Raw genomic sequence first — 23079 nt, forward strand, 5'->3', positions numbered from 1 at the left:
AGTCCGAAGACCGAAGCCGCACTCGCCATCAAGCGCCCACACTTATCGGCTGTTAGTTTTTAAAGAACATTTCCGCTAAGACCGTCTTGCTTCCGTCTTGCGTCGCTGCATCAGCAGCAGAGAAACGAGATTATGTCTGGGCAGCGATAACAGGTCAACCCCCTTTTCGCATTTTCTTTTCTTCTCGTGCCCGCTGCTTAATAAATGGGCGTGCGGCAATTGGTCAACTACGACCGACCGCCGCTGCGCACTCTAAGCTGAAAGAAAACGCTCTCTCAGCTCCCGAAGAACGGCACACAAAAGCCGGCCGGTCCCACGCACGTCGACGCAGCCTCCGCGCCTCGCTGCATCGTTCCCGACGCCGCTCCGCCCGACTGCATGCCCCCGTAGGATTGCGTGGCCCCGCTCTGCTGCGCGGCGACCCTGGCCTCGGCAGCCTGAATGTCCGCGGGATAAGTGGCATTTTCTCCGGACGCCGTCGAGTACCCGGCCCCCTGGAGTTGCGTCAACTCGGCGCGCACTTGCGCACGAGTGAGCGGCGCGTTATTGCTTTGCGCGAACGCTAAGGCCGGTGCGACAACCGCGGCAACCGACACGACGACTTTGGCGATGGTATTCATGATGAACAGACTCCGACGATAAGGTTGAGTGAGATCGCGCGCGATTCGCAAACCCCATCGAGCGCAGAAGACGGTGTCCGCTGCGTCCGATTCGCTCGACCCGGGATTCAAGCAATGAGGTTTCGCTTGGTTAACCCACGCACGCTCCGATCTATTCCCGTGCACGTCGCTTGACAGTCGAGAACCGGGTCGCGTATTGTTTGGTAGACCAACCAATATGGGCAGGCATCATCAAGGGAGCGAGCAATGCCCCGCATCTTTCGCGTTCGACTCTTTTCAAGCGTGGTTGCCGCGACGCTGCTCGCGGCGTGCTCGCGTGAAGACTCCAATTCGTACCAGGGCTATGTCGAAGGCGAGTTCGTCTACGTTGCATCGTCGCAATCCGGCAAGCTCGTCGATTTGTCCATCACGCGCGGACAGACGATAACGACCGGGACGCCCCTGTTCGCGCTCGAATCCGTCGACGAGACCGCCGCCCTCGACCAGGCGAAGCGGCAACTCGTTGCGACGCAATCGCAACTCGAAGACATACTCACCGGCAAGCGCGCGCCCGAGGTCGCATCCGTGCGGGCGCAACTCGCGCTGGCGCGTGCGAACGCGCGCAAGGCCGCGCTGCAACTGCGCCGCGATGAAGCGCAGTTCGACGCAGGCGGCATTTCCAAGGGGCAACTCGACGACTCGCGCGCCAACGCCGACGCCACCGCTGCGCAGGTACGCGACCTGAGCGAACAGGTGGATATCGCGCGCTTGCCGGGCCGCCCGCAGCAAATCGCCGCGCAACGTGCGCAAGTCGCGGCCGCACAGGCAGTCGTCGCGCAGGCGCAGTGGAAGCTCGATCAGAAGCGTGTCGCGGCGCCCGCCGATGGCCTCGTGTACGACACGCTCTATCGTCGTGGCGAGTGGGTGCAAGCCGGCAGTCCCATCGTGCAGATGTTGCCGCCCGGGAACATCAAGGTGCGCTTCTTCGTGCCGGAAAGCGCGGTCGGCGCGCTCGCGGCGGGACGCGCCGTATCGGTTCATTGCGATGGCTGCGCCGCCGACATCGCGGCAAAGATCACCTATGTCTCGAATCAGGCCGAGTACACGCCGCCCGTCATCTACAGCAACGAAAGCCGCGCGAAGCTCGTCTTCATGATCGAAGCGCATGCGAACGCGTCGGATGCGAGCAAGCTGCATCCCGGCCAACCTGTCGCAGTGAGGTTGCAATGAGCGAGCCCGCCCGGAAGCCTAAAGCGCAATACGTCATCGACGTGCACAAGCTCAACAAGCGCTTTGGCGACAAGCACGTCGTCAACGATGTCTCGCTGCAAGTCGCGCGCGGCGAAATCTTCGGCTTTCTGGGACCGAACGGAAGCGGCAAGACCACGTCCATACGCCTGATGTGCGGCCTGCTTACGCCCGATTCAGGCAGCGGCACGTGTCTCGGGTATGACATCGTGCGCGAGAGCGAGCAGATCAAGCGCAACGTCGGCTATATGACCCAGCGCTTTTCATTCTGGGAAGACCTGACGATCCGCGAGAACCTCGACTTCATCGCGCGCATCTATCAGATGAACAATCGCCGCGAAGTGGTGGACCGTTCGCTGGAATCGCTCGGCCTGCAAAGCCGCGCAAATCAGTTGACCGGATCGCTTTCGGGCGGGTGGAAGCAACGTCTCGCGCTGGCTGCATGCATGCTGCACGAACCGAAACTTCTCTTGCTCGATGAACCCACCGCCGGCGTCGATCCCACCGCGCGCCGCGACTTCTGGGAAGAACTGCATCGGCTGGCCGCGAACGGCATCTCGGTGCTGGTCAGCACGCACTACATGGACGAAGCCGAGCGCTGTCACAAGCTCGCGTATATCGCCTATGGAAAACTGCTTGCGCGAGGCACCGCGAACGAAGTGATTGCATCGCAAGGGCTCGCAACGTGGCGCATTCATGGCGACCAGTTGAGCGCGTTATCCGAGCGGCTGCGCAAGACACCGGGCATCGAACAGACCGTCGTATTCGGCTCCACGCTGCACGCAAGCGGCAGCGATCACGCGGCGCTGGAGCGCGCGATCTCCGATGCGGTTAAAGGCACCGCACTGCGCGCCGAGCAGATCGACACGGGACTCGAGGACGTGTTCATCTACTTGATGAGCCGCTCCACCGATAACTTCAAGGCGCAGTCATGACCGCGCGCAACGGTTTCTCGCTGATGCGCTGGTGGAGCATCGTGCTCAAGGAATTTTTGCAATTGCGGCGCGATCGCATAACGTTCGGCATGATCGTCGGCTTGCCGATCGTTCAGCTTGCGCTCTTCGGCTATGCGATCAACACCGACCCGAAGCACTTGCCGACAGCGGTAATTGCCGGCGAATCCAGCCCGTTCACGCGGAGCTTCATCGCGGCGATGAGTCATTCGGAGTACTTCGATATCATCGAAACACTCCCCGATGACGAAGCCGGCAGGCGCGCGCTCGCACAGGGCCGCGTGCTCTTCGTGCTTAACATCCCGGCCGATTTCTCGCGCAAGCTCTTGCGCGGCGAGCGTCCGGCCCTGCTCGTCGAAGCCGATGCGACCGATCCCAACGCGGTCAGCAGGGCAACGAGTGCGCTCAACGGCCTCGTTCGTTCGGTTGCATCGAAGGACATCACCGGCCCGCTCGCGTCGCTCAATGGCACGCCCGCCGCATTCGACGTGCAGGTCCACAACCTGTACAACCCCGAAGGCATTACGCAATACAACGTCGTGCCGGGGCTCATGGGCGTGATCCTGACGATGACCCTCGTGATGATGACCGGCCTCGCCATCACCCGCGAACGCGAACGCGGCACGATGGAGAACCTCCTCGCGACGCCCGTGCGCCCTATCGAAGTCATGACGGGAAAGATCGTGCCTTACGTGTTCATCGGACTGATACAGGCAACGATCATTCTCGTGGCGACCCGCTTCGTCTTCGGCGTTCCCTTGATTGGCAATCCCGTCGCGATCTATCTGGCCGCGTTGCTTTTCATCGCCGCGAACCTGACGGTCGGCATCACGCTGTCGTCGCTCGCGCAGAACCAGCTTCAGGCGATGCAGCTCACCGTCTTCTATTTTTTGCCGAATATCCTGCTGTCCGGCTTCATGTTCCCGTTCTCGGGCATGCCGAAGTGGGCGCAATTCATCGGCAATCTGCTGCCGCTCACGTATTTCAACCGTCTCATTCGCGGCATTCTTCTCAAGGGCAACGGCTGGGCAGATTTGTGGCCGTCCGTGTGGCCGCTGGCGCTTTTCACGCTGATCGTCATGGGCATCGCGCTGCGGTTCTACAGACGCACGCTCGACTAGGAGACACGCCGATGAAATCCACGCTCGCCGTTTGCCTGCTCATGCTTGGCGGCTGCACCGTTGGCCCCGACTTCCACGCGCCCGCCGCGCCCGATACGCAAAGCTATACGCGAAGCGCATCGCCCGCTTTCTCGACAGCCGATCACGCGTTGCCGCAGTGGTGGAAGCAGTTCGGCTCCGATGCCCTGAACCGCCTCGTCGATGAAGCATTGCGAAACAGCCCCACGCTCGCGCAGGCACGCGCACGGCTGACGCAAGCGCGCGAGGACTATCAGGCGCAAGCGGGCGCCACGTACTACCCCGCCATCGACGCATCGCTCTCCGGTTCGCGGCAGAAAGTAGACCCCGCCGCGTTCGGCGTGCCGGTGCCGAGTCCCGGCCCATTCACGCTATACGACGCCTCGGTGAACGTGTCGTATTCGCTCGATATCTTCGGCGGCGACCGTCGTGCGCTCGAAGCACTGCGCGCGCAGGTCGACTATCAGGCGTTCGAACTCGATGCGGCACGGCTGTCGATCGCGGGCAATGTCGTATCGACCGCCATTCGCCGTGCATCGTTGCAGGCTCGAATTACGCTGACGAAAGGCATGGCGGATGCGCAGACGCAGCAGCTATCCATCATGGAAGCGCGCATGGCGGCGGGCGGCGTTTCACGCTTCGATGTGCGCAGCCAGCGCACGCTCCTCGAACAAACGCGCGCGAGCGTGCCCGCACTTCTTGCTCAGCGCGATGCAGCCGATCACCGGCTCGCGATTTTGCTGGGCGTCGAGCCATCCCGCGCGGATTTCGACGCCCTCACGTTTGACACCCTACGCGCACCCGATGACATTCCGCTCACGCTGCCTTCGACGCTCGCGCGTGAACGTCCCGACATTCGCGCGTCAGAAGCGCTGCTGCATCAGGCGAGCGCGAATGTAGGCGTTGCGACAGCGGACCTGTATCCGAAGTTCTCACTATCGGCGGGCGTGGGCTCGCAGCGCACCAGCATCCACGACATGCTCGACAAGCTCAACGTTTGGAACATCGGCCTCAACCTGTCGCAGCCGCTCTTTCGCGGCGGTGAGTTGCGAGCGAAGAAGCGCTCGGCTGAAGCCGCCTACGATGCCGCAGCGAGCGCGTATCGCGAAACCGTGCTGGGTGCGCTCCAGCAAGTCGCGGATACCTTGAGCGCATTGCAGAACGATGCGGACGCCCTGCGCGCCCGCGATATCGCGGCGAACGAAGCGCAAGCGAATCTCGACACGACCCATGCACGTTTTACTGCGGGCGGCGTGAGCCGCTTCGACTTGCTCGATACACAGAGGCAAGCGCTGCAAACGCAACTCGATCGCACGCTTGCCGATGCCAGCCGTCTGAGCGATACGGCTGCGCTCTTTCAGGCGCTTGGCGGTATCGAAAGCGAGACGCTGGCGTCACGCGCATCGGCGCGGCGATGAATCGATCGGGGCGCAGCGATCTGTTCTGCAAAAGGTGCTTCGCGCAGTTGATCGCGCAGAAGAAGCTCGCGCTCACGCAGGGCGATCTGCGTGATCCCGATTCCGTATGGGTAACTGCAGGATAAAAGCACGCCCGGGTCGGCGCCAGGACTCTTCCCCGCATCGGGGCCATGCTGCCTTTCGCCATGCAGACCGAAACGGCAAGCCCGCGCTACTCCCCGAACTTCGCCTGCACCGCCCGCCGAATCTCCGCGAACGCCACCGGCTTCACGAGATGATGATCGAAGCCCGCTTCCTTCGATCGCTGGCGGTCATGCGCCTGGCCGTATCCCGTCACGGCGATCAGCAACGCATCGGCGGTGGCGGGACGCTTGCGCATCTCCGCAGCGAGCCTGAAACCGTCCATGCCCGGCAAGCCGATGTCGAGCAGCACGATCTGCGGCAAGAACACTTCCGCGATCTTCAGCGCCTCGGCCCCGTCGTGCGCCGTGCGTACATCGAAGCCGTCCGCTTCGAGCAAGAGCGACATGGCGGTCGCGGCATCCACGCTGTCATCGACGAGCAGCACGCGCTTGCCGCCGATGATCTGCGGCGCTTCATCGGCGGGATGCTCCGCCAGCGGCGGCGCCTTCGCGAGCGGCAGCCAGACGACGAACTCGCTGCCCTGCTGCGGCCCCGCCGAATACGCCTCGATACGCCCGCCCTGCAATTCGACCAGCGTCTTCGCGAGCGGCAAGCCGATGCCGAGGCCGCCCTCCGAGCGTTCGAGCGAGGTCTCCGACTGCACGAACAGATCGAAGATATGCGGCAGGATGTCCGCCGCGATGCCGATGCCCTTGTCACGCACTGCAATGCGCACTTCATCGCCGAATTGCGCGGTTTCGATGGCGATTTCGCCTTCCTCGAGGCTGTACTTCGACGCATTCGAGAGCAGGTTGCCGAACACCTGCGCGATGCGCACGCTGTCGCCGACGATGTAGAGCGGCGCATCGGCGAGGCGCGTCGTGAGCTTGTGACGCTTGCGCTGAAGCGCAGGCTGCGCGGTCTCGATCGCCGCTTCCACCGCTGCCGCGATATCCACCGTTTCCTGACGCAGCGTGATCTTGCCCTGCGTGATCCGCGCGACATCGAGCAAGTCGTCGACGAGGCGGCTCAAGTGCCGCACCTGCCGGTCGATGATCGTTCGCACGGTCGCGAAGTGCTGCACGGACGGCGTGCGCTGCGGATCGAGCAGATCGACGGCATTGCGGATCGGCGCGAGCGGATTGCGCAACTCGTGCGCGAGCATCGCGAGAAATTCGTCCTTGCGGCGGTCCGCATCGCGCAACAGCATTTCGGCGGCCTTGCGCTCGGAAATATCGTTGACGATGCCCGCGATACGCACGGGCCGCCCATCCGCGCCGCGCACCTGCGACGCACGCTCGGCCACCCAGCGCGGCGCGCCGTGCGCCCGCGCGATGCGATATTCGACGTGATACGGCGCGCCGCTCGTCAGCAATTGCCGATACGCCGCCGCCACGTGTTCGCGGTCCAGCAAGTGCACGTCGCCGGACCAGTGATCCGGGCCGGGGTGCGGCGCCGGCGCGCCTTCGCCCGAATCCCACAGCCGCGCGTAGGCGGGACTGACGTAGAGCAATTGATTGGCGGCGGGATCGAGCATCCAAAAGACATCGTCGATATTGTCCGCAAGCTGCCGGAAGCGTTCTTCGCTCTCGCGCAGCGCGCTTTCCGCGAGCCGCACGCGCAGCAGCGCGCGCACGTGCGCGATGAGTTCGGCCGGCTCGACGGGTTCGGTCAGATAGCTGTCCGCGCCGCCTTCGAGACCGCGAATGCGATCGAGGCTATGCACGGCCGCCGCCGATGTCTGCAGCACCAGCGTCCCCGCGGTTTCCGGCGACGCCTTGATCTGGCGGCACACTTCGAGGCCGTTGATATCGGGCAGCTTGACATCGAGGAGCACGAGATCAGGCGATTCGGCGCGCACGCGTTCCAGTGCCGCCGTGCCGGTCCCCGCTTCGATCACGTTGAAGCCCGCCCGCGACAGGATGCGCGTCTTCGCGTACCGCGCGCCGTCGTTATCGTCGACGTTGAGGATCAGGACCTCGCTCCAGTCGCTCTTCATAATGTCGTTTCCCCGCGAAGCGCCCCGTTCACTCTGCCCGACACCCTATCCAGCACGCTCGCCAGTTCGCCGCCCGAGATCGGCTTCTGCACGAACGCTGCCGCGCCGAGCGCGCCCGCTTCATCGCGATCTTCCGGTTCTCCGAGCACGACGACAGGAATGTTGCGCGTGGCCGCCTGCGCGCGTAGCGCCGCAAGCCAGATCCACGCCTCCGACGGCGCGGGCCGCACGGCCAGCAGCAGCGCGGCGGGCGGCGTGCGGGCGAGCGCGCGGCTCGCTTCATCGAGCGTCGCTGCGCTCGTCGTGCGATACGGCGATTGCCGCAGCACGGCTTCGCAGTCGAGCCGCTCGATCGGATTGCTCGCGACGAGCAGCACCGCCGGTCCCGTTTCCCCGTGTGTCGCGCTTTGCGCGGCTTCGGACTCACCATAGAAAGCGGGAATCGTCGCGCTGAAGGTCGATCCGCGCCCGAGTTCGCTTTCGAGCGATACATCGCCGCCGAGCAGCTTGCATAGCTTGCGGCACAGCGGCAGCCCGAGCCCGGTGCCTTTGACGTATTGCTGAAGCCGGTTCTCGACCTGGCCGAACTCTTCGAACACGACCTGCTGATGCTCCGGCGCGATGCCGATACCCGTATCCGTCACCGAAAACGTAATCAGACGGCGCACTGCGTCGTAGCTTGCGGACACGCGCACTTCGCCGCGCTCGGTGAACTTGAGCGCATTCGACACGAAGTTGCGCAGCACCTGCGCGACCTTGGCTTCGTCGGTGCGGATCGGCGGCAAGCCCTCGCACGGCTCGAATATCAGCTCGACCGTATTGCCCGGCGTGAGCGGCCGCAGCATGCCGCGCAGCGCGGAAAAGAGCGTATCCACTTCGAATTCGACGGCGCGCACTTCGATCTTGCCCGCTTCGATTTTCGCGAGGTCCAGCAGATCGTCGACGGTTTCGGACAAATCCTCCGCCGCCTTGCGGATGAAGCGCACCTGCTTTTCCTGCTCTTCCGTCAGTTCGCCGTCGATGCGTTCCAGCAGCAGCTTCGAGAGCGCGCGGATCGACGAAAGCGGCGTGCGGAATTCATGGCTCATGTTCGACAGAAACCGCGACTTCGATTCATCCGCGCGGCGCAGATGATCCGCGCGCGCATCGAGTTCCGCATACAGCGCGACGACGCCGCGGTTCGTGTCTTCGAGTTCGCGCGTGAGGCGCGTCAGCTCTTCCTGGCGCTCGCGCAAGTCGGCGAGCGCGCCGATCAGTTCGCGATTCTGGCGCGCGAGTTCGGCGGTCGAGTCTTCGTTGTCCTGCCGCGCGAGCGTCGCCGCGACCGCGTGCGCCGCGTTCGCATCGGGCGATGCGCTCTCGGGCAGCGCCTTCGCGAGCGAGATCGAGGTGCCGCCGTCGGGATCGTCGGCGATCGCGCATTGCTCCATCAGCCGTTGCGCGGCGAGCAGGCCGAGCGCGGCTTGCGACGCGTCGTTCCTCATCGCGCGAAGACGCTCGCCCGCGCCCGCGCCGGCGCGAAAGCGCACGACGAAACGCGGCGGATAGGTCGCGTTGTCGAGCAGGAATTCCGCGCGCGCGTGCGGGCCGGCCGCCAGCACCGTGCGCGCGGCTTCGAGCACCGACGTGGAGATGCGCGTCTGGTCCTGCGTCGAGAAGCCGAGCGCGGCGCTTGCATCGCGCGCCTTGCGACGCGCCGCGACGATATCGCGCTCGCCGTCGATCTCCATCGAATAGAGCGCGAGCGCCATCATGCGGCTCCCGTCGCCCGTGCGACGAACACGGTCACGTCGTCGCGGCCGCGCGAGAAATCGCGATACAGCACGGCGGCGGCGAGCGCCGGATGCCGCGTGCCCAGGCCGGGATAACGTTCGAGATCCCAGCGCGATCCGAGCCCGTCCGAATGCAGCACGACGAGCGAGTCGGGCGGATACGGCACATCGAACTGCTGCGCGCGCCGCGCCGAATGGCCGACGATGCCGCTATGCGACACCAGATGCCGGTGCGAATCGTGCGTCCACACGCTCGCCGAGATATTGCCGATGCCGGCGAAGGCAACCTTCCCGCCCGCCGCCGATTGGCCCATCGGCATCCGCGCAATGCCGACCGCCGCGCCGCGCGTCGGGCGCAGCGCCTCGTTGGCAAGCTCCATGATGCGTTCGAGCGGCGCGTCGCCGTGCGCGCCGAGCACGCGCGCCGCCTCGATCGCGGCGACGTTCGCGAGCGGCCCGTGGCCGAGACCGTCCGCGACGAGCACGGTGAATGCATCGTCGCCGGCGTGACAGGACCATGCATCGCCACTTACGGTTTCCGTGTGAAGCGGCAGATTCACGACGCCGTAGCTCACGCGCGCATCGTGCGGGGATGCCGTGCTCGGGCCGTTCCAGCACACGATGCGCAGCACCGTGCCGTGTCCCGGCATGCTCCAGATATCGAGCTCGCCCGACAGACGCCTGATCGCGCCCATGCCGTTGCCGGGGCTGCCGGCTGTCGTATAGCCGTCTTCGAACGAACGATACAGATCCTGAATGCCCGGCCCGCGATCGATGCACAGCACTTCGATGCCGTATCGCTGCGGGCCGTCCAGCAGCGGGCGCACGAGCAATTCGCCGCTGCCCGCGTGCTTCAGCAGATTCGTGCCGCATTCAGTGACGATGATCGCAAGCTGGCCCGCGACCGTCTCGTTGAAACCGAGTCCGCGTGCGAGTTCGCCGATCGAGCGTCGCGCAAAGGCGATCTGGCTCGCCTCGGCGATCTCGTACCGCTGCTGCGCCGCCATTGATTCCTTTAGAACGGTTTCCATTTGGTGATCGAGACGTGCGTGCCCTCACCCGGCGCGGAGCGGATGTCGAACTCGTCGCACAGGCGTTTCGCGCCGCCGAGGCCGAGTCCCAGGCCGCTGCCCGAGGTGTAGCCGTCCGAGAGCGCGCGGGCGATGTCGGGAATGCCGGGCCCGTTATCGACGAATTCGAGCTTGAGGCCACGGCGGCCATTGCGTTCGACGAGCGTGCAATGCACGTCGCCGCCACCGCCGTAGATGAGCGTGTTACGTGCCAGCTCACTCGCCGCCGTCACGAACTTGGTCTGATCGATGAGGGACAAGCCCTGCGCCACGGCCTTCTCGCGCACGAACTGGCGCAAGCGCACGATCTGCTCGTCGGAGCGGATCGGCAGCGTATCGGGCGGTGACGAGGCGGCCGGCATGGCCGTTGGATAGAAGGTCATCATGGACTGGTTCACTTGCGGCCGTCAGGCTGCGCCGCCGCCGGTGAGAAGCGCCATGCCCTTTTCGACGTTGAGCGCGGTCCGCACGCCCGACAGCGTGAGCCCGAGCTCGACCAGCGTGATCGCGACCGAAGGCTGCATGCCGACGACGACCGTCTGCGCGTCGAGCACGCGCGCCATCGCCGCCGTATTGCCGATCATGCGCCCGATGAAGGAATCGACGACATCGAGCGATGAAATGTCGATCAGCACGCCGTTCGCACCATCCTTGACAATGCGGCTCGTCAGATCGTCCTGCAGCGTGAGCGCGAGGCGGTCGTGCATGTCCACCTGAATGGTGACGAGCAACAGCTTGCCCATCGTGAGAATTGGAATGCGATCCATCGCCTGGCCCTGTTCAGTCGCGTTGCATGCTGTTGAAGAACTCGCGCGCCGTCATTCGGGCGACGACGAATCGTGCATGCCGGCGGCCGCGCCGTTGCGCGCTGCGTGCTCCTGCGCGCCGGCCATCGTCACCGACTTGCCGGTGCGCTGCAACGCGACGACGAACGCCGCCGCGAGCGTGGCCTTGGTCGTCACGTTCGACAGGTTCACGCCGAGATGCACGATGGTCTGAGCGATTTGCGGACGAATGCCGCTGATGATGCAGTCCGCGCCCATCAGACGCGCGGCGGCGACCGTCTTGAGCAAATGCTGCGCGACGAGCGTATCGACGGTCGGCACGCCGGTGATGTCGATGATCGAAATGGCCGCGCCAGTCTCGACGATCTTTTGCAGCAGGTTTTCCATCACGACCTGCGTGCGCGCGGAGTCAAGCGTGCCGATCAGCGGCAGCGCGAGGATGCCGTCCCACAGTTGCACGACAGGCGTGGACAGTTCGAGCAACTCTTGTTGCTGGCGCACGATCACTTGCTCACGGCTCGCCTGGAACACTTCGGTGGTGTACAGGCCGAGTTCATCGAACAGTGCGCTGATGGTCCACGTCAGATCGGCGAGCATGGCGGGTTCGTTCGCCAAAGCGGCGCGCAGGCGTGTCACTAGCGGCTGCTTCAGCGAGAACACGAACATCGCGGTTTCAACCGGCGAGAAGCCCTGACGCGCACGCTGAGCGGACATATCCGCCAGAAACGCGCGCACTTCGTGCCATTCGGTTCCCTTGAAGTCCACCCGGTCCGAAGCGCTGAGCACCGTCAGCAGCAGCGAAACAAATTGCGAGAACTGATTGCGCAGCTCCGCTTCGCCGACGAGCCCGCGACGCGACGCGATGGCGTGCTGCTTCGTGATCCATTCGTTCAGCAATTCCGTCTGGTTGTTGCCGAATACCTGGGCGAGCCGTGCTCCGCCGACCATTTCCATGCCGAGTTCCCTGTGCGAATAGTGATTTTGCGGGCGACAAGCCCCGACGAAGATGCTTTAGCGTTGCTGAAAAAGGAGGCAGCGAATGATCGCGCACCGATGTCGAGCACCTGAAGGCGCTCGGAATGTAGCACGCCATCTCGAAATTCGACAGTGCGCAGGACTCAGTTTTGAAAGAGATCGGGCAACTGTTACGGCGACGCTTCGAGACTGGCTGCGCAATCGGGAAATGCTTCCGTCTGCGCTCGCTCATGCGGTCACATATTCCGTGACGATCAGCCGGAATTACCGACAGTCGTTCGCCATACCGCAGATAGCAGCCCGAATATTTTCTGGCGTTCCGGCGGTGCAATACTGAAACGGCATCCCAAAAACGCGACGCCGGAGCGCCAATGTCCCACACGACTCATCCCGTCGACGAAGTGCTGCCGTTCGGTCAGATGCTCGCCGTCGGCATCCAGCACGTGCTGGTCATGTATGCGGGCGCGATTGCGGTGCCGCTGATCATCGGCGCGGCGCTCAGGCTGCCGAAAGATCAGGTGGCGTTTCTCATCAGTTCGGACCTCTTCGCATGCGGCGTCGTGACGCTCGTGCAATGCATCGGCATATGGAAGTTCGGCATCCGCCTGCCGGTCATCATGGGCGTGAGCTTCGCGCCCGTCGGTCCGATGGTCGCGATGGCCACATCGGGCGCCGGCCTGCCCGCGATCTTCGGCGCGACGATCGCGGCGGGCGTGTTCGCCGTCGTGATCGCGCCGTTCTTCGGACGCCTGATGCGCTTCTTTCCGCCGATCGTCACCGGCACGATCATCCTCACGATCGGCATGACGCTGTTTCCGGTCGCGATCAACTGGGCCGGCGGCGGACGCGGCGCACCGCATTTCGGCGATCCGCGCAACCTGATGATCGCGGGCATCGTGCTGCTCGTGATTCTGCTCATCAACAAGTATGTGCGCGGCTTCATCGCGAACATTTCCGTGCTGCTCGGCATGGCGATCGGCTTCGCGATTGCGCTGCCGCTCGGCCTCATCGACTTCTCCGGCATCGGGCGGGCTGCGTGGTTCGCGCCGGTGCGGCCGTTCGCGTTCGGCATGCCCACCTTCGATATCGCGGCGATCGCGTCGCTGTGTCTCGTGATGGTCGTCATCATGGTGGAGTCGCTCGGCATGTTCCTCGCGCTCGGCGATCTTGCGCTGCGTCCGGTTTCGCGCGCCGACGCCACGCGCGGCCTGCGCACGGACGGACTCGGCACGGTGATCGGCGGCATCTTCAACACGTTCCCGCACTCGTCGTTTTCGCAGAACATCGGGCTCGTGGGCATAACGGGCGTCAAGAGCCGCTGGGTCGTCGCGGTGTCGGGCGTCATCCTGATGCTGCTCGGGCTCCTGCCGAAGCTGTCGAACCTGATTGCGTCGATACCGGTGGTCGTGCTGGGCGGCGCGGGCATCGCGATGTTCGGCATGGTCGCCGCGACCGGCGTCAAGATACTCAGCAAGGTCGATTTCGACAGCAAGAACAACTTGCTCATCGTCGCGATCAGTCTCGGCGTCGGCGTCATTCCGCTGACGGCCCCGACGTTCTTCGGCCAGATGCCCGCGTGGGCCGCGCCTCTCACGCACAGCGGCATCACGTTGACCGCCGTGGTTGCGATCCTTTTGAATGCGCTGTTCAATCGCGGCCATTCGACGGACGACGTCCAGCGCGAACTCGCGGCGGACATGCCCCTGAGCCTCCGTCAGCGCGATGACAACGCATGACGCTCTATCATGCGGCTATTCCCACACTATCCACCGCGCTCGATGATGGAACTGCTAGGGCTTCTGCTTGCCGCCATCGCACTGGCGTACCTTGCTGCACTGGGCGCGCTTTACTGGCTGCAAGGCCGCCTCGTCTATCCATTGGAGCAGACGCAAACGGTCGTCGACGCCACGCTCGACGCTCATACGCAACTGATCAGCGTCAGGACGCAGGACGGCCTCGATCTGATCGCGCGCTATAGAGCGCCGCCCGATGCAGCCTCGCCGACCATCCTGCTATTTCACGGCAACGGCGAAGACCTGACACAGCGGGCGCATATCGCGCTCGAATTGATCGAAGCCGGTTACGGCGTCCTGCTTGCGGAATATCGCGGTTATGGCGGCAATCCCGGCAAGCCGCACGAAGCGGGCCTTTATGCCGATGCGCGCGCCGCTTATGCGTATGCCGCGGAGCGTTCGCGCTCCATCGTCCTGCATGGCTATTCGTTAGGCTCGGGCGTCGCGGTGCAGCTTGCAAGCGAATGCCGCATCGATGCGCTGATACTCGAAGCGCCGTTCACCAGCATCGTCGATGTGGCCGCTGCGCGCTTCAGGCTCTTTCCCGTGCGATATCTCGCACGCGACCGCTATGACAACCTCGCCAAGATCGGCTCCACCCACGCGCCGCTCCTGATTTACGGCGGCACGCGGGATTTCGTGATTCCGCCCGCGCATTTCCAGCGTCTTTTCGATGCCGCCAAAGGCGACAAACATCTCGCGTTCATAGAAGGCGCGGATCATATCGACGTCTGGAACAAAGGCGGACGCACGCACGTAATGCAATTTCTCGCATCGCTCAAGGCGCGCGACAGACAAGAGGTTCACGGCGCAGACTGACGACCGTGCTTTAAAAATTCAGTCGCCGGATGGGAACCGCTGCAAGTGCGCTTCGTCAGAATCAACTCGTATCCGGTGAGCCATGCGCCGACCGGCGCGCTCCATTTACCGATTTTTATTCAATACCTGAGAGGAGCGGTCAATGTTTCAGTATCCCGGCAATATCGCTTATCAAATGCCTTCGCTCGCACGCGCCAATCTGCAGGCGTTTCTCAACGCAAGCGGCCGTTTCGCCAGCGGTTTGCAGGAACTCACCGAACTGAACGTGCAAACGGTGCGCACGGTGATCGAAGAAAGCAGCAACCTGCTGAAGCCTGGTGAAGACGCGGGCGCAAGCGTGCTCGGCTGGCAATCCGCGCTGTTCGCGCAGTTTCCGTTGAAAGCGGCTTCGTATGGACAGAACGTCTGGTCGATCATCACGTCGACGGAAGCGGACATTCTCGGCGAGGTGCGCAGCCAGTACGAACGCAACGGCATCACACTGAAGGGCCTGTTCGACACGGCCGCAAGCGAAGCGCAACAAGGCGCGCAATCCGCTGCACAAGAGACTGGCCTGGTCATTACGAGTCTCGCCGATACCGCAAGCGAAGCAACGCAAGCGGCCACGCAAGCCGCTCAGGCGACGGGCGGCGTCATCCTCGACGCGAGCGGCGACATCGCCAGCGAAGCGGCGAGCGCACCCAAGCAACTCGGCGAAACGGTTGAGACGCCGATTGCGAAGGCGTCACGCGCATCGTCGAAACGTCAAAGCTAGGCAGCCGCTTTCTTTCTGCTGCGCGATTCCTTCAGCACGACCCACGCGGGCGCGTGATCGCTCGCGTGCGGTTCGCCACGCACCCATTTGTCGACGCCCGCCTCCTGCAGCTTCGAAGCGAGATCCTTGCTCAGCAGAATGTGGTCGATGCGTAGCCCCGAATTCGTCTGCCAGTGCTGACGAAAATAATCCCAGAACGTATAGATGCGCTCGTCCGGGTGCTTCTTGCGCAAGGCATCGGTCCAGCCCTGCGCGAGCAGCCTGGCATACGCGGCGCGGCTTTCGGGCTGCAGCAGCGCATCCTTCAGCCATGAGCGCGTGTTGTAAATATCTTCGTCGGTCGGCACGACGTTGTAGTCGCCCGCGAGCACGACCGGGTGTCCGCTCTCGAACAACGACGCCGCATGGGCGTTGAATCGCTCGAACCAGTCGAGCTTGTAATCGAACTTCGGGCCGGGCTGTGGATTGCCGTTAGGAAGATAGAGACAGCCAATCAGCACGCCGTGCACGGCCGCTTCGATATAGCGGCTATGGGTATCGTCTTCGAATCCCGGCAGACCGCGCCGGCTCAGGATCGGCTGCGTATCCTTCGCCAGAATGGCGACGCCGTTCCACGACGCCTGTCCGTGCCAAAGCGCGCCATAGCCCGCCTTTTCGATGGCCGCAGCCGGAAACTGGGCATCCGTGGCCTTCAGTTCCTGAAGGCACACGACGTCCGGCGCTTCGCGCTCGAGCCATGTCAGCAAGGCATCGATACGCGAGCGAATGCCATTGATGTTAAAGGTCGCGATTTTCATTCGGCGGTGTCCATCTGTCGATGGCGTGTTTTTGACGATCCTACGCGCGATGCACGATGCGTGCCGCGCGTCTCGTCACACCGCTGCGGTTACGACTGAACGCCCCAACGCCGGACCGTTATCCGCTCGACGGTATCGAACACGAAATGCTCGACCGCGAGCCCGATCACGATGACCGCCGCAAGCCCCGCGAAAACGCGGTCGGTGTAAAGCTCGTTGCGATTCTGAAAGATGTACCAGCCGAGACCGCCCTTGCCCGAGCTTGCGCCGAACACGAGTTCCGCCGCGATCAGCGTGCGCCACGCGAAAGCCCAGCCCACTCGCAAGCCGGCGAGAATCGAAGGCAACGCGGCGGGCACCAGAATGAGCACGACATGCCGCAAGCCGGTGAGCCCGTAATTACGCCCTGTCATGCGCAAGGTCGATGGCACCGCCTGAAACCCCGCATACGTATTGAGCGCAAGCGGCCACAACACCGAATGAACGAGCACGAAAAGCAGGCTGCCCGTGCCAAGCCCGAACCATAGCAACGCAAGCGGCAACAGCGCGATGGATGGCAAGGGATTGAACATCGCGGTGAGCATCGAAAGAATGTCGCGACCGATGCGCGTCGAAACCGCAAGCGATGTCAGAAGAAATGCGAGGGCCGCGCCGAGAAAATAGCCGCGCAACAACACCGACATGGATATCGCGACCTTCTCGATCAGTTCGCCGGACAGCACGCCCTGCACGAACGCTGCGCACGTCGCGCTGAAGGTCGGCAACAGCAGGTCGTTATCCACGAAGCGCGCCGCCAGTTCCCATATGCCGATCAGCACCAGCGCAATCAGCGTCTTGCGCAGCCATGCGCGGTCGGTCAGACGCTTTGCAAGCGGCAAAGGCGCTTCATGCCGGACCTGATCCGGCGTCGACGGAATCGCTTCAAACTCGGGCCGCACGGGCGGCTCCATGAATTGCGGCGTGCTCATCGCGCGGCCTCCTCTTCGAACAGAAGGCGATGAATGCGCGCGACACTCTGCTGAAACTCGCCGCGCCCCACGCTTTCCTGCGAATACTGATGACTGTTCAATTCGGCGCGCACACGGCCCGGATGCGGCGTCAAAAGCAGAATGCGATTGCCGACGATGAGCGCCTCTTCGATCGAATGCGTGACGAACAAGAGCGTGAACCGTTCATCGCTCCAGAGGCGCAGCAGTTCTTCCTGCATCCGGCGGCGCGTGAGCGCATCCAGTGCGGCGAAAGGTTCGTCCATCAACAGCACGCGCGGCTGCATGGCGAGCGCACGCGCGATGGCGACGCGCTGTTTCATGCCGCCCGATAGGGTATGCGGATAAGCGTCTGCAAAACGCGAGAGACCGACTTTGTCGAGGAAATGAAGGGCGCGCTCGCGTGCTTCCGCGCGGCTTAGTTTGCGCGCCACGCGCAGGGGAAACACGACGTTCTGCAATACCGTCTTCCACGGCGGCAGCTGATCGAATTCCTGGAAGACGACGATGCGATCCGCGCCCGGCCCCGTCACGCGTTCGCCGTCAATCTCGATGCTTCCCGCCACCGGCTCAATGAAGCCCGCGACCGCCTTGAGCAACGTCGACTTGCCGCAACCCGATGGGCCGAGCAATACGAAGCGGTCCGCGCCATACACGTCGAAGCTCACGTCATGCGTCGCGCGAACGAGACGTTCCGGCGTGCGGTATTCGAGCGTGACGTTACGCGCGGATAGCAGTTTTCCGCTCGTGGCAGCGGCGCGGCCGCCTTCGACCGGATAAAGCAAGTGGGGATTTGCAGCCATGTCAGCAACGCATCAAGGCAAACCATCAAGATACCGGCGCGTGCTTCGTGCGCTAAACAATCATTGCGCATATCCAATGCATGAGCATGGATAAGCGCATAAGTGCTTTAGCTGCCGTCCTTAGTCGCGGGATCGCTGAAGAAATAGTCCTGCCATGACTTCAGCTCGTTCTTGATTACTCCCACGCGGTGCATGAATTGCGCAAGCGCGAACGTGTTCTGAGGCGCGACCTTGAATTGCACCGCCGGGTCCTTGATCACCTTCACGAGCAGATTGCGGTCGATCTTCGCCTGATTCACGCGCAGATAGATATCGGCGGCGTCTTCGGGATGCTGCGTGACGAAGCGCGCGGCATCGGCGAGGCCATCGACGAAAGCACGATACGTCTTGGGGTTCGCGTTCCTGAACTTCTCGGTGGCATAAAGCACGGTGGCGGAACTGGGGCCGCCGAGCACATCGTACGAATTCAACACGATATGCGCCTTCGGATTTCCCGCCAGCTCTTGCTGCTGGAATGGCGGATTGCCGAAGTGCGCGTTGATCTCCGTGCCGCCCGCGATGATGGCCGCTGCCGCATCGGGATGCGGCACCGCCTGAGTGAGTTTGTCGAGCCGGTCGTATTGCTTGTCGCCCCATTGCTTCGCCGCTGCGTATTGCAGAACGCGCGATTGCACCGATACCCCTACCGCCGGCACCGCGATGCGGTCTTTCTCGCTGAAATCGGCGATGGTCTTCACGCGCGGGTCGTTCGACACGAGGTAATACGGCAGATTGCCGAGCGACGCGACGCCCTTCACGTTCTGGCGGCCGTGCGTGCGGTCCCAGATGGTCAGCAAAGGCCCCACGCCTGCCGCGGCAATGTCGATGGAACCGGAAAGCAGCGCATCGTTGATGCTCGCGCCGCCCGAGAGCTTCGCCCAGTCGACCTTGATATCGATGCCCTGCTTCTTGCCTTCCTGTTCGATGAACTTCTGATCGCGCGCCACGTTAAGCAGCAGATAGACCACGCCATATTGTTCGGCTATGCGCAGCGTGCCTTCGGCGTGGACAGCCGGCACGCCCGCGCCGATCGATAGCGCCAGCGCGGCGGCGAGCGCACGCCATGCGCCCTTCCCTTGTCGAGAATGCATCGGAAACCCCGTGTTTTATGGACTATTCGTGTGCCGTCAGAACGGCGTGTCGCCTTCGATCGTCGTGCGATACAGCTTGCGGCGCTGATCGTCCGGCGTACCGGCGGCGAGATGCATGACCGAGCGGTTATCCCAGAACACCATGTCATGCTCGCGCCAGGCATGGCGATAGACGAACTCAGGCTGCACGCTATGCGCGAAGATTGCATCCAGCAACGCGCGGCTCTCGTCCTCCGGCATGCCGATGATGCGCGTCGTGAAATGCTCGCTGACGAAAAGCGCCTTGCGGCCGGTTTCCGGATGCGTGCGCACCATCGGTTGCACGACGGGCTTCACTTCCGCGATCTGTTCCGCAGTGAGATTGGGCCGCCACGGACTGCGCTTTTGCAACTCGGCATATTTGGCGAGGTACGTGTGCTCCGCCGTGCGCCCCTCCACTGCTTGTCTGAGATGCGCAGGCAGCGTGTCCCATGCAAGATGCTGATTGGCGAAAAGCGTATCGCCGCCAGTGGCCGGCAACTCTTGCGCATGCAGCATCGAGCCGAGGCTCGGCTTTTCCTTGTATGAGAGATCCGAATGCCAGAAATGGCCGGCATCGCCCAGGCCGATCGGCTTGCCGTTCTCGACGATGTTCGACACGATCAGCACTTCAGGATGCCCGCTCAGTGCGAACTGATGCAGCACGTGTCGCTGCAAGGGGCCGAAGCGCCTGCTGAACGCCACTTGCTGCCCGGGTGTGATGCGCTGATCGCGAAACACGAGCACGTGATAGTCGAGATGCGCACGATGGATGCGCGCAAAATCGGCCTGCGAGAGCGGCCTGGACAGATCGAGACCGATCACCTCGGCGCCTAGCGGGCCATCGAACGGACGAATCACGATGCGTTGATCGACGGCTTCTTCGGAAGCGTCGTGGGTCGGAGAGAGAATCGTCACGGTTGCTTTTTAAACGGCGAATAGACGAACAATCTACGCCGCACGCGACGCATGAGCAAACAACGATACGCGATTTCGTTATTCGCCGGTACGCTAAGGACTCACTGAATCATCGAGCGCATCGAAGGGCAATTCGACCTGCACCGGCGCGACGAACGCGTCCGCTTCTCCCGGCACGCTCAACGCACTGACGCGCACGCCGAGCAGGCGCAGCCGCCTATCGAGCGGAATACGTTTCAAACACTCCGTCGCCGCGCGGCGAATGTCGGTGGCGTCGGCGGTTGCGACGGGAATTGTCAGATCGCGCGTGACGGTGCGAAAGTCGTCGAAGCGCAGCTTGATGCCGACTGTTCGGCCGACATAGCCCTTGCGTTGAAGATCGTCCGCGACGCGCTTGCATAAGTCAGTGAATTTGGCCGACAAGGTCGTGCGATCGTGCTTCGGATGGAGATCGCGCTCGAACGTGGTCTCGCGGCTCATCGACTTCGGCGTGGAACTGACGACCACGTCACGATCGTCTTGCCCCTGAGCGATGCGCGCAAGCCACGCCGCATACGTGGGGCCGAAATGCGTCTGTAGAAAACCGAGGTCGGCGGCCGCGATATCGCCTACCGTCACGAGGCCAAGCGCCGCCAGCTTTTCGTTCGCCTTCGGGCCGATGCCGTTCACCTTGCGCGCAGCCAGCGGCCAGATGCGTGTGGGCAGGTCGTCCATCGTCAGAATGGTGAGACCGTCGGGCTTGTCCAGCTCGGAGCCGATCTTTGCCAGCAGCTTGTTCGGCGCAATGCAGATGGAGCACGTCAGACCGGTTGCTTCGTACACGGCGTTCTTCATGCGCTTGCCGATCTCGGCGGACTCTCCCGGCATATCGCTGACGTCGATATAGATCTCGTCGATGCCGCGATTTTCTATTTGCGTCGTGAAACTCGCGATTGCAGCTTTGAAAAGGCGCGAATAGTGACGGTATGACTCGAAGTCAGTCGGCAGCAGAATGGCGTCGGGCGCAAGCTGCGCCGCCTTCATCATGCCCATTGCAGAAAACACGCCGAATTTGCGGGCTTCGTACGTGGAGGTCGTCACCACGCCGCGGCCCGCGTAATCGCGCAGGCGCGCGAAGCGGCGTGTGCCATCGGGAAGCGTCTCAGGCATCGCGTTGCGCCCTCCGCCCACGACGACCGGCTGCCCGCGCAGTTCTGGATAGCGCAGCAGTTCGACCGACGCAAAGAATGCGTCCATGTCTAGATGCGCAATACGTTTAACGGGGCTATGCGTGGCGAGTGTCGAGGGTGACGCGTTCATCGACGGAGGAAAGACTCAAAGGCGGCGAGGCTGGATAGAAAATGGCCTACTGTACATTCATACAGTCATTTTTGCCAGTGCGCCGCCCGATGCTTACTCCGGCGTGCGTTTTTCCGCGAGCGCACGGCGGCAGTCGTCGAATACCTGTCTAACGACGTCGGATTGATAGTTGAGGTCTTCGCTATCGAGAATTTCTTCGACGGCGTCGCGCGCCCAGTCGGCTTCGAGCATCGCGCAATGACGCGTCGCAAGATCGCGGGCAATGGCGGCCAGTTTCGCGATGGTCAGCCAGTCCGCAAACCGCTGATGCCGGTCGAGCCATTTATGCGCCGCTTGCACATGGAACGACGCCGCCGGCCAGTCGCCATTCAGATAGAACGCGCCAAGGCTGCCGCATGTGAGCCAGCAAAGCAATTCGACGCGATCGCGGGTACTGAGAGTACGAGGGACATCGTTCATGGCGGCAGTTCACGAAAGACGTTTCGACGAGAAGCGCTGAAGCACGCGCTTACGTTCCGTATTGAAACACGGTAGCACGTGATGGTGCGGCGCGGCACTGCTCGCATTAGTCGACATCGTGCGCTGACGAACGCTTTCGTCTGCCTCATTAACCGCTAATTCACGAAGCCCAAGCTGCTTTGCATCGACGGCTGCTACCAGGGCCCGGCAAGCGAGACCGTCGATTCCTCAGTGAATTGTTAATGACGGAGCCCATCATGTTCGAACGCCTTTCTCAATCCCTCGTCGAATTCATTTCCTCGCGGCGCGACGCCGGGACCGATGCCTACTTCGCTTCGTCGACCGATCTCGCGGACCTCGAGCTCCGCATGCACCACGTTGAACAGGAAGCGCCCAGCTATACGCTGCCTTTTTGCGGTTCAGTGAGATCGCATGACCATGCAAACCGCTCTTAACGCCTTAGCGCTTTCAGCGCGCCGCTATTTCGCATCGTCGCGGCCGGGCTGGCCAAGCATCACGGTCCAGCCAAGACCCCGCACATTGCGAATGACGCTTGCACCGAACTTCTTGCGCACCGAATGAATGAGCACGTCGACCGCGTTGCTCTCGACTTCCTTGCCCCAACCGTAAAGACGGTCTTCCAGTTGATCGCGCGAGAATATCGTGCCGGGGCGTTCCATCAATGCGTGCATCAAGGCGAACTCGCGCGCCGATAGCACGCCTGAAGTCTCGCCGCATGTCAGCGTGCGCTGATCGAGATTGAGATTGATGGACTCGTCGCCGAGACGCGAAACCGCATAGCCCGCTTTTCTGCGCAGCACCGCGCGAATCCGCGCCAGCAACTCAGGCATGTCGAAGGGCTTGAGAAGATAATCGTCTGCGCCGAGATCGAGACCTTGCACGCGCGTGTCGAGGTCGTCGCGTGCTGTGAGGATCAGCACGGGCGTCGCGTTGCCCGCCGTGCGCGCCTGTCGCAACAGTTCGATGCCGGTCATGCCCGGCAAGCCGAGATCGAGCAGCACCACGGTGTATTCGGCGGCGTCCATCGCCTTGCGGCCCGCGTTGCCGTCGCGCACCCAGTCGACGGCGTAATCCGCGTCCTTCAGTGCGCGCATCAGACTCGTGCCGATCTGCACGTCGTCTTCGATCAGAAGAATTCGCATATTGCACCTTGCTCATCGCAATGGGCAGACGTCAAAGCGCGAAGCGCTGCAAAAGCACG

24 protein-coding genes are annotated in these 23079 nt (G+C 63.0%); 9 read left to right on the forward strand and 15 right to left on the reverse strand.

Going from position 1 to position 23079, the window contains the following annotated elements:
• Positions 1-275 precede the first annotated feature (275 nt).
• Complete coding sequence (locus LDZ21_RS18505; protein ID WP_244795195.1) at positions 276-620, reverse strand: DUF4148 domain-containing protein; 345 nt, start codon at positions 618-620, stop codon at positions 276-278.
• Positions 621-866: 246 nt separating this feature from the next.
• Here LDZ21_RS18505 and LDZ21_RS18510 point away from each other — a divergent pair, with 246 nt between their 5' ends.
• Genes LDZ21_RS18510 through LDZ21_RS31190 form a run of 5 tightly spaced genes read left to right on the forward strand, consistent with a single transcriptional unit; the run spans position 867 to position 5482 of the window.
• Positions 867-1829 (forward strand): HlyD family secretion protein, encoded by a 963-nt coding sequence (locus LDZ21_RS18510; protein ID WP_244795196.1) that lies wholly within the window; start codon positions 867-869, stop codon positions 1827-1829.
• Positions 1826-2782, forward strand: coding sequence for an ABC transporter ATP-binding protein (locus tag LDZ21_RS18515; RefSeq protein ID WP_244795197.1), 957 nt, complete (start codon positions 1826-1828; stop codon positions 2780-2782). The genes LDZ21_RS18510 and LDZ21_RS18515 overlap by 4 nt, the downstream gene beginning before the upstream one ends.
• Positions 2779-3921 (forward strand): ABC transporter permease, encoded by a 1143-nt coding sequence (locus tag LDZ21_RS18520; protein ID WP_244795198.1) that lies wholly within the window; start codon positions 2779-2781, stop codon positions 3919-3921. The genes LDZ21_RS18515 and LDZ21_RS18520 overlap by 4 nt, the downstream gene beginning before the upstream one ends.
• An 11-nt stretch (positions 3922-3932) precedes the next feature.
• The gene (locus LDZ21_RS18525; protein WP_244795199.1) at positions 3933-5357 is read left to right on the forward strand and encodes an efflux transporter outer membrane subunit; all 1425 of its coding nucleotides are present in this window, start codon (positions 3933-3935) and stop codon (positions 5355-5357) included.
• Positions 5354-5482 carry a hypothetical protein gene (locus LDZ21_RS31190; protein ID WP_280519421.1) on the forward strand — a complete coding sequence of 43 codons (129 nt, stop codon included), beginning with the start codon at positions 5354-5356 and terminating at the stop codon, positions 5480-5482. The genes LDZ21_RS18525 and LDZ21_RS31190 overlap by 4 nt, the downstream gene beginning before the upstream one ends.
• 86 nt (positions 5483-5568) lie before the next feature.
• On the opposite strand, the gene LDZ21_RS18530 is transcribed toward LDZ21_RS31190, so the two are convergent.
• From LDZ21_RS18530 to LDZ21_RS18555, 6 genes are read right to left on the reverse strand one after another with little or no spacing between them, the layout of a single operon-like run.
• Entirely contained in the window at positions 5569-7479 is a 1911-nt protein-coding gene (locus LDZ21_RS18530; protein WP_244795200.1) for a hybrid sensor histidine kinase/response regulator, read from the reverse strand.
• On the reverse strand, positions 7476-9233 hold the full coding sequence (locus tag LDZ21_RS18535; RefSeq protein ID WP_244795201.1) for an ATP-binding response regulator: 1758 nt from the start codon (positions 9231-9233) through the stop codon (positions 7476-7478). Before LDZ21_RS18535 ends, LDZ21_RS18530 begins: the two co-directional genes overlap by 4 nt.
• A complete protein-coding gene (locus tag LDZ21_RS18540) occupies positions 9230-10282 on the reverse strand; it encodes an ATP-binding SpoIIE family protein phosphatase (RefSeq protein ID WP_244795202.1) in 1053 nt (350 codons plus the stop codon). The genes LDZ21_RS18535 and LDZ21_RS18540 overlap by 4 nt, the downstream gene beginning before the upstream one ends.
• A complete protein-coding gene (locus LDZ21_RS18545) occupies positions 10267-10707 on the reverse strand; it encodes an anti-sigma regulatory factor (protein ID WP_035970774.1) in 441 nt (146 codons plus the stop codon). Before LDZ21_RS18545 ends, LDZ21_RS18540 begins: the two co-directional genes overlap by 16 nt.
• Positions 10708-10728: 21 nt before the next feature.
• The gene (locus tag LDZ21_RS18550) at positions 10729-11088 is read right to left on the reverse strand and encodes an STAS domain-containing protein (RefSeq protein WP_035970761.1); all 360 of its coding nucleotides are present in this window, start codon (positions 11086-11088) and stop codon (positions 10729-10731) included.
• A 51-nt stretch (positions 11089-11139) separates the two neighbouring features.
• Positions 11140-12060: an STAS domain-containing protein gene (locus tag LDZ21_RS18555; protein WP_035970762.1), complete on the reverse strand. Its 921-nt coding sequence runs from the start codon at positions 12058-12060 to the stop codon at positions 11140-11142.
• 392 nt (positions 12061-12452) lie between these two features.
• On the opposite strand from LDZ21_RS18555, the gene LDZ21_RS18560 reads away from it, so the two are divergent.
• From LDZ21_RS18560 to LDZ21_RS18570, 3 genes are all read left to right on the forward strand, one after another.
• The gene (locus LDZ21_RS18560; protein ID WP_244795203.1) at positions 12453-13817 is read left to right on the forward strand and encodes a nucleobase:cation symporter-2 family protein; all 1365 of its coding nucleotides are present in this window, start codon (positions 12453-12455) and stop codon (positions 13815-13817) included.
• A gap of 9 nt (positions 13818-13826) precedes the next feature.
• Positions 13827-14693, forward strand: a complete 867-nt coding sequence (locus LDZ21_RS18565) for an alpha/beta hydrolase (protein WP_244795204.1) — start codon at positions 13827-13829, stop codon at positions 14691-14693.
• Positions 14694-14835: 142 nt separating this feature from the next.
• Entirely contained in the window at positions 14836-15447 is a 612-nt protein-coding gene (locus LDZ21_RS18570; RefSeq protein WP_244795205.1) for a phasin family protein, read from the forward strand.
• On the opposite strand, the gene LDZ21_RS18575 is transcribed toward LDZ21_RS18570, so the two are convergent.
• The 7 genes from LDZ21_RS18575 to LDZ21_RS18605 form a co-directional block, all read right to left on the reverse strand.
• Positions 15444-16244, reverse strand: a complete 801-nt coding sequence (locus tag LDZ21_RS18575; RefSeq protein WP_244795206.1) for an exodeoxyribonuclease III — start codon at positions 16242-16244, stop codon at positions 15444-15446. The genes LDZ21_RS18570 and LDZ21_RS18575 overlap by 4 nt on opposite strands.
• Positions 16245-16333: 89 nt before the next feature.
• Positions 16334-17212 carry an ABC transporter permease gene (locus LDZ21_RS18580; RefSeq protein WP_244795207.1) on the reverse strand — a complete coding sequence of 293 codons (879 nt, stop codon included), beginning with the start codon at positions 17210-17212 and terminating at the stop codon, positions 16334-16336.
• Complete coding sequence (locus tag LDZ21_RS18585; protein ID WP_244795208.1) at positions 17209-18033, reverse strand: ABC transporter ATP-binding protein; 825 nt, start codon at positions 18031-18033, stop codon at positions 17209-17211. The genes LDZ21_RS18580 and LDZ21_RS18585 overlap by 4 nt, the downstream gene beginning before the upstream one ends.
• A 107-nt stretch (positions 18034-18140) precedes the next feature.
• Complete coding sequence (locus LDZ21_RS18590; protein WP_244795209.1) at positions 18141-19163, reverse strand: ABC transporter substrate-binding protein; 1023 nt, start codon at positions 19161-19163, stop codon at positions 18141-18143.
• A 36-nt stretch (positions 19164-19199) separates the two neighbouring features.
• Positions 19200-20099, reverse strand: a complete 900-nt coding sequence (locus LDZ21_RS18595) for a TauD/TfdA dioxygenase family protein (protein WP_404980793.1) — start codon at positions 20097-20099, stop codon at positions 19200-19202.
• Positions 20100-20192: 93 nt separating this feature from the next.
• Positions 20193-21335 (reverse strand): DNA polymerase IV, encoded by a 1143-nt coding sequence (dinB, locus tag LDZ21_RS18600; RefSeq protein ID WP_244795210.1) that lies wholly within the window; start codon positions 21333-21335, stop codon positions 20193-20195.
• 156 nt (positions 21336-21491) lie between these two features.
• The gene (locus LDZ21_RS18605; RefSeq protein ID WP_244795211.1) at positions 21492-21857 is read right to left on the reverse strand and encodes a hypothetical protein; all 366 of its coding nucleotides are present in this window, start codon (positions 21855-21857) and stop codon (positions 21492-21494) included.
• A gap of 257 nt (positions 21858-22114) precedes the next feature.
• On the opposite strand from LDZ21_RS18605, the gene LDZ21_RS18610 reads away from it, so the two are divergent.
• On the forward strand, positions 22115-22312 hold the full coding sequence (locus LDZ21_RS18610; RefSeq protein ID WP_244795212.1) for a DUF3563 family protein: 198 nt from the start codon (positions 22115-22117) through the stop codon (positions 22310-22312).
• 24 nt (positions 22313-22336) lie between these two features.
• Here LDZ21_RS18610 and LDZ21_RS18615 read toward each other — a convergent pair whose 3' ends face one another.
• Positions 22337-23020, reverse strand: coding sequence for a response regulator transcription factor (locus tag LDZ21_RS18615; RefSeq protein WP_244795213.1), 684 nt, complete (start codon positions 23018-23020; stop codon positions 22337-22339).
• Positions 23021-23079: the final 59 nt, after the last annotated feature.

The organism is Caballeronia grimmiae (assembly GCF_022879615.1).
In the GTDB taxonomy this organism is placed as follows: domain Bacteria; phylum Pseudomonadota; class Gammaproteobacteria; order Burkholderiales; family Burkholderiaceae; genus Caballeronia; species Caballeronia grimmiae.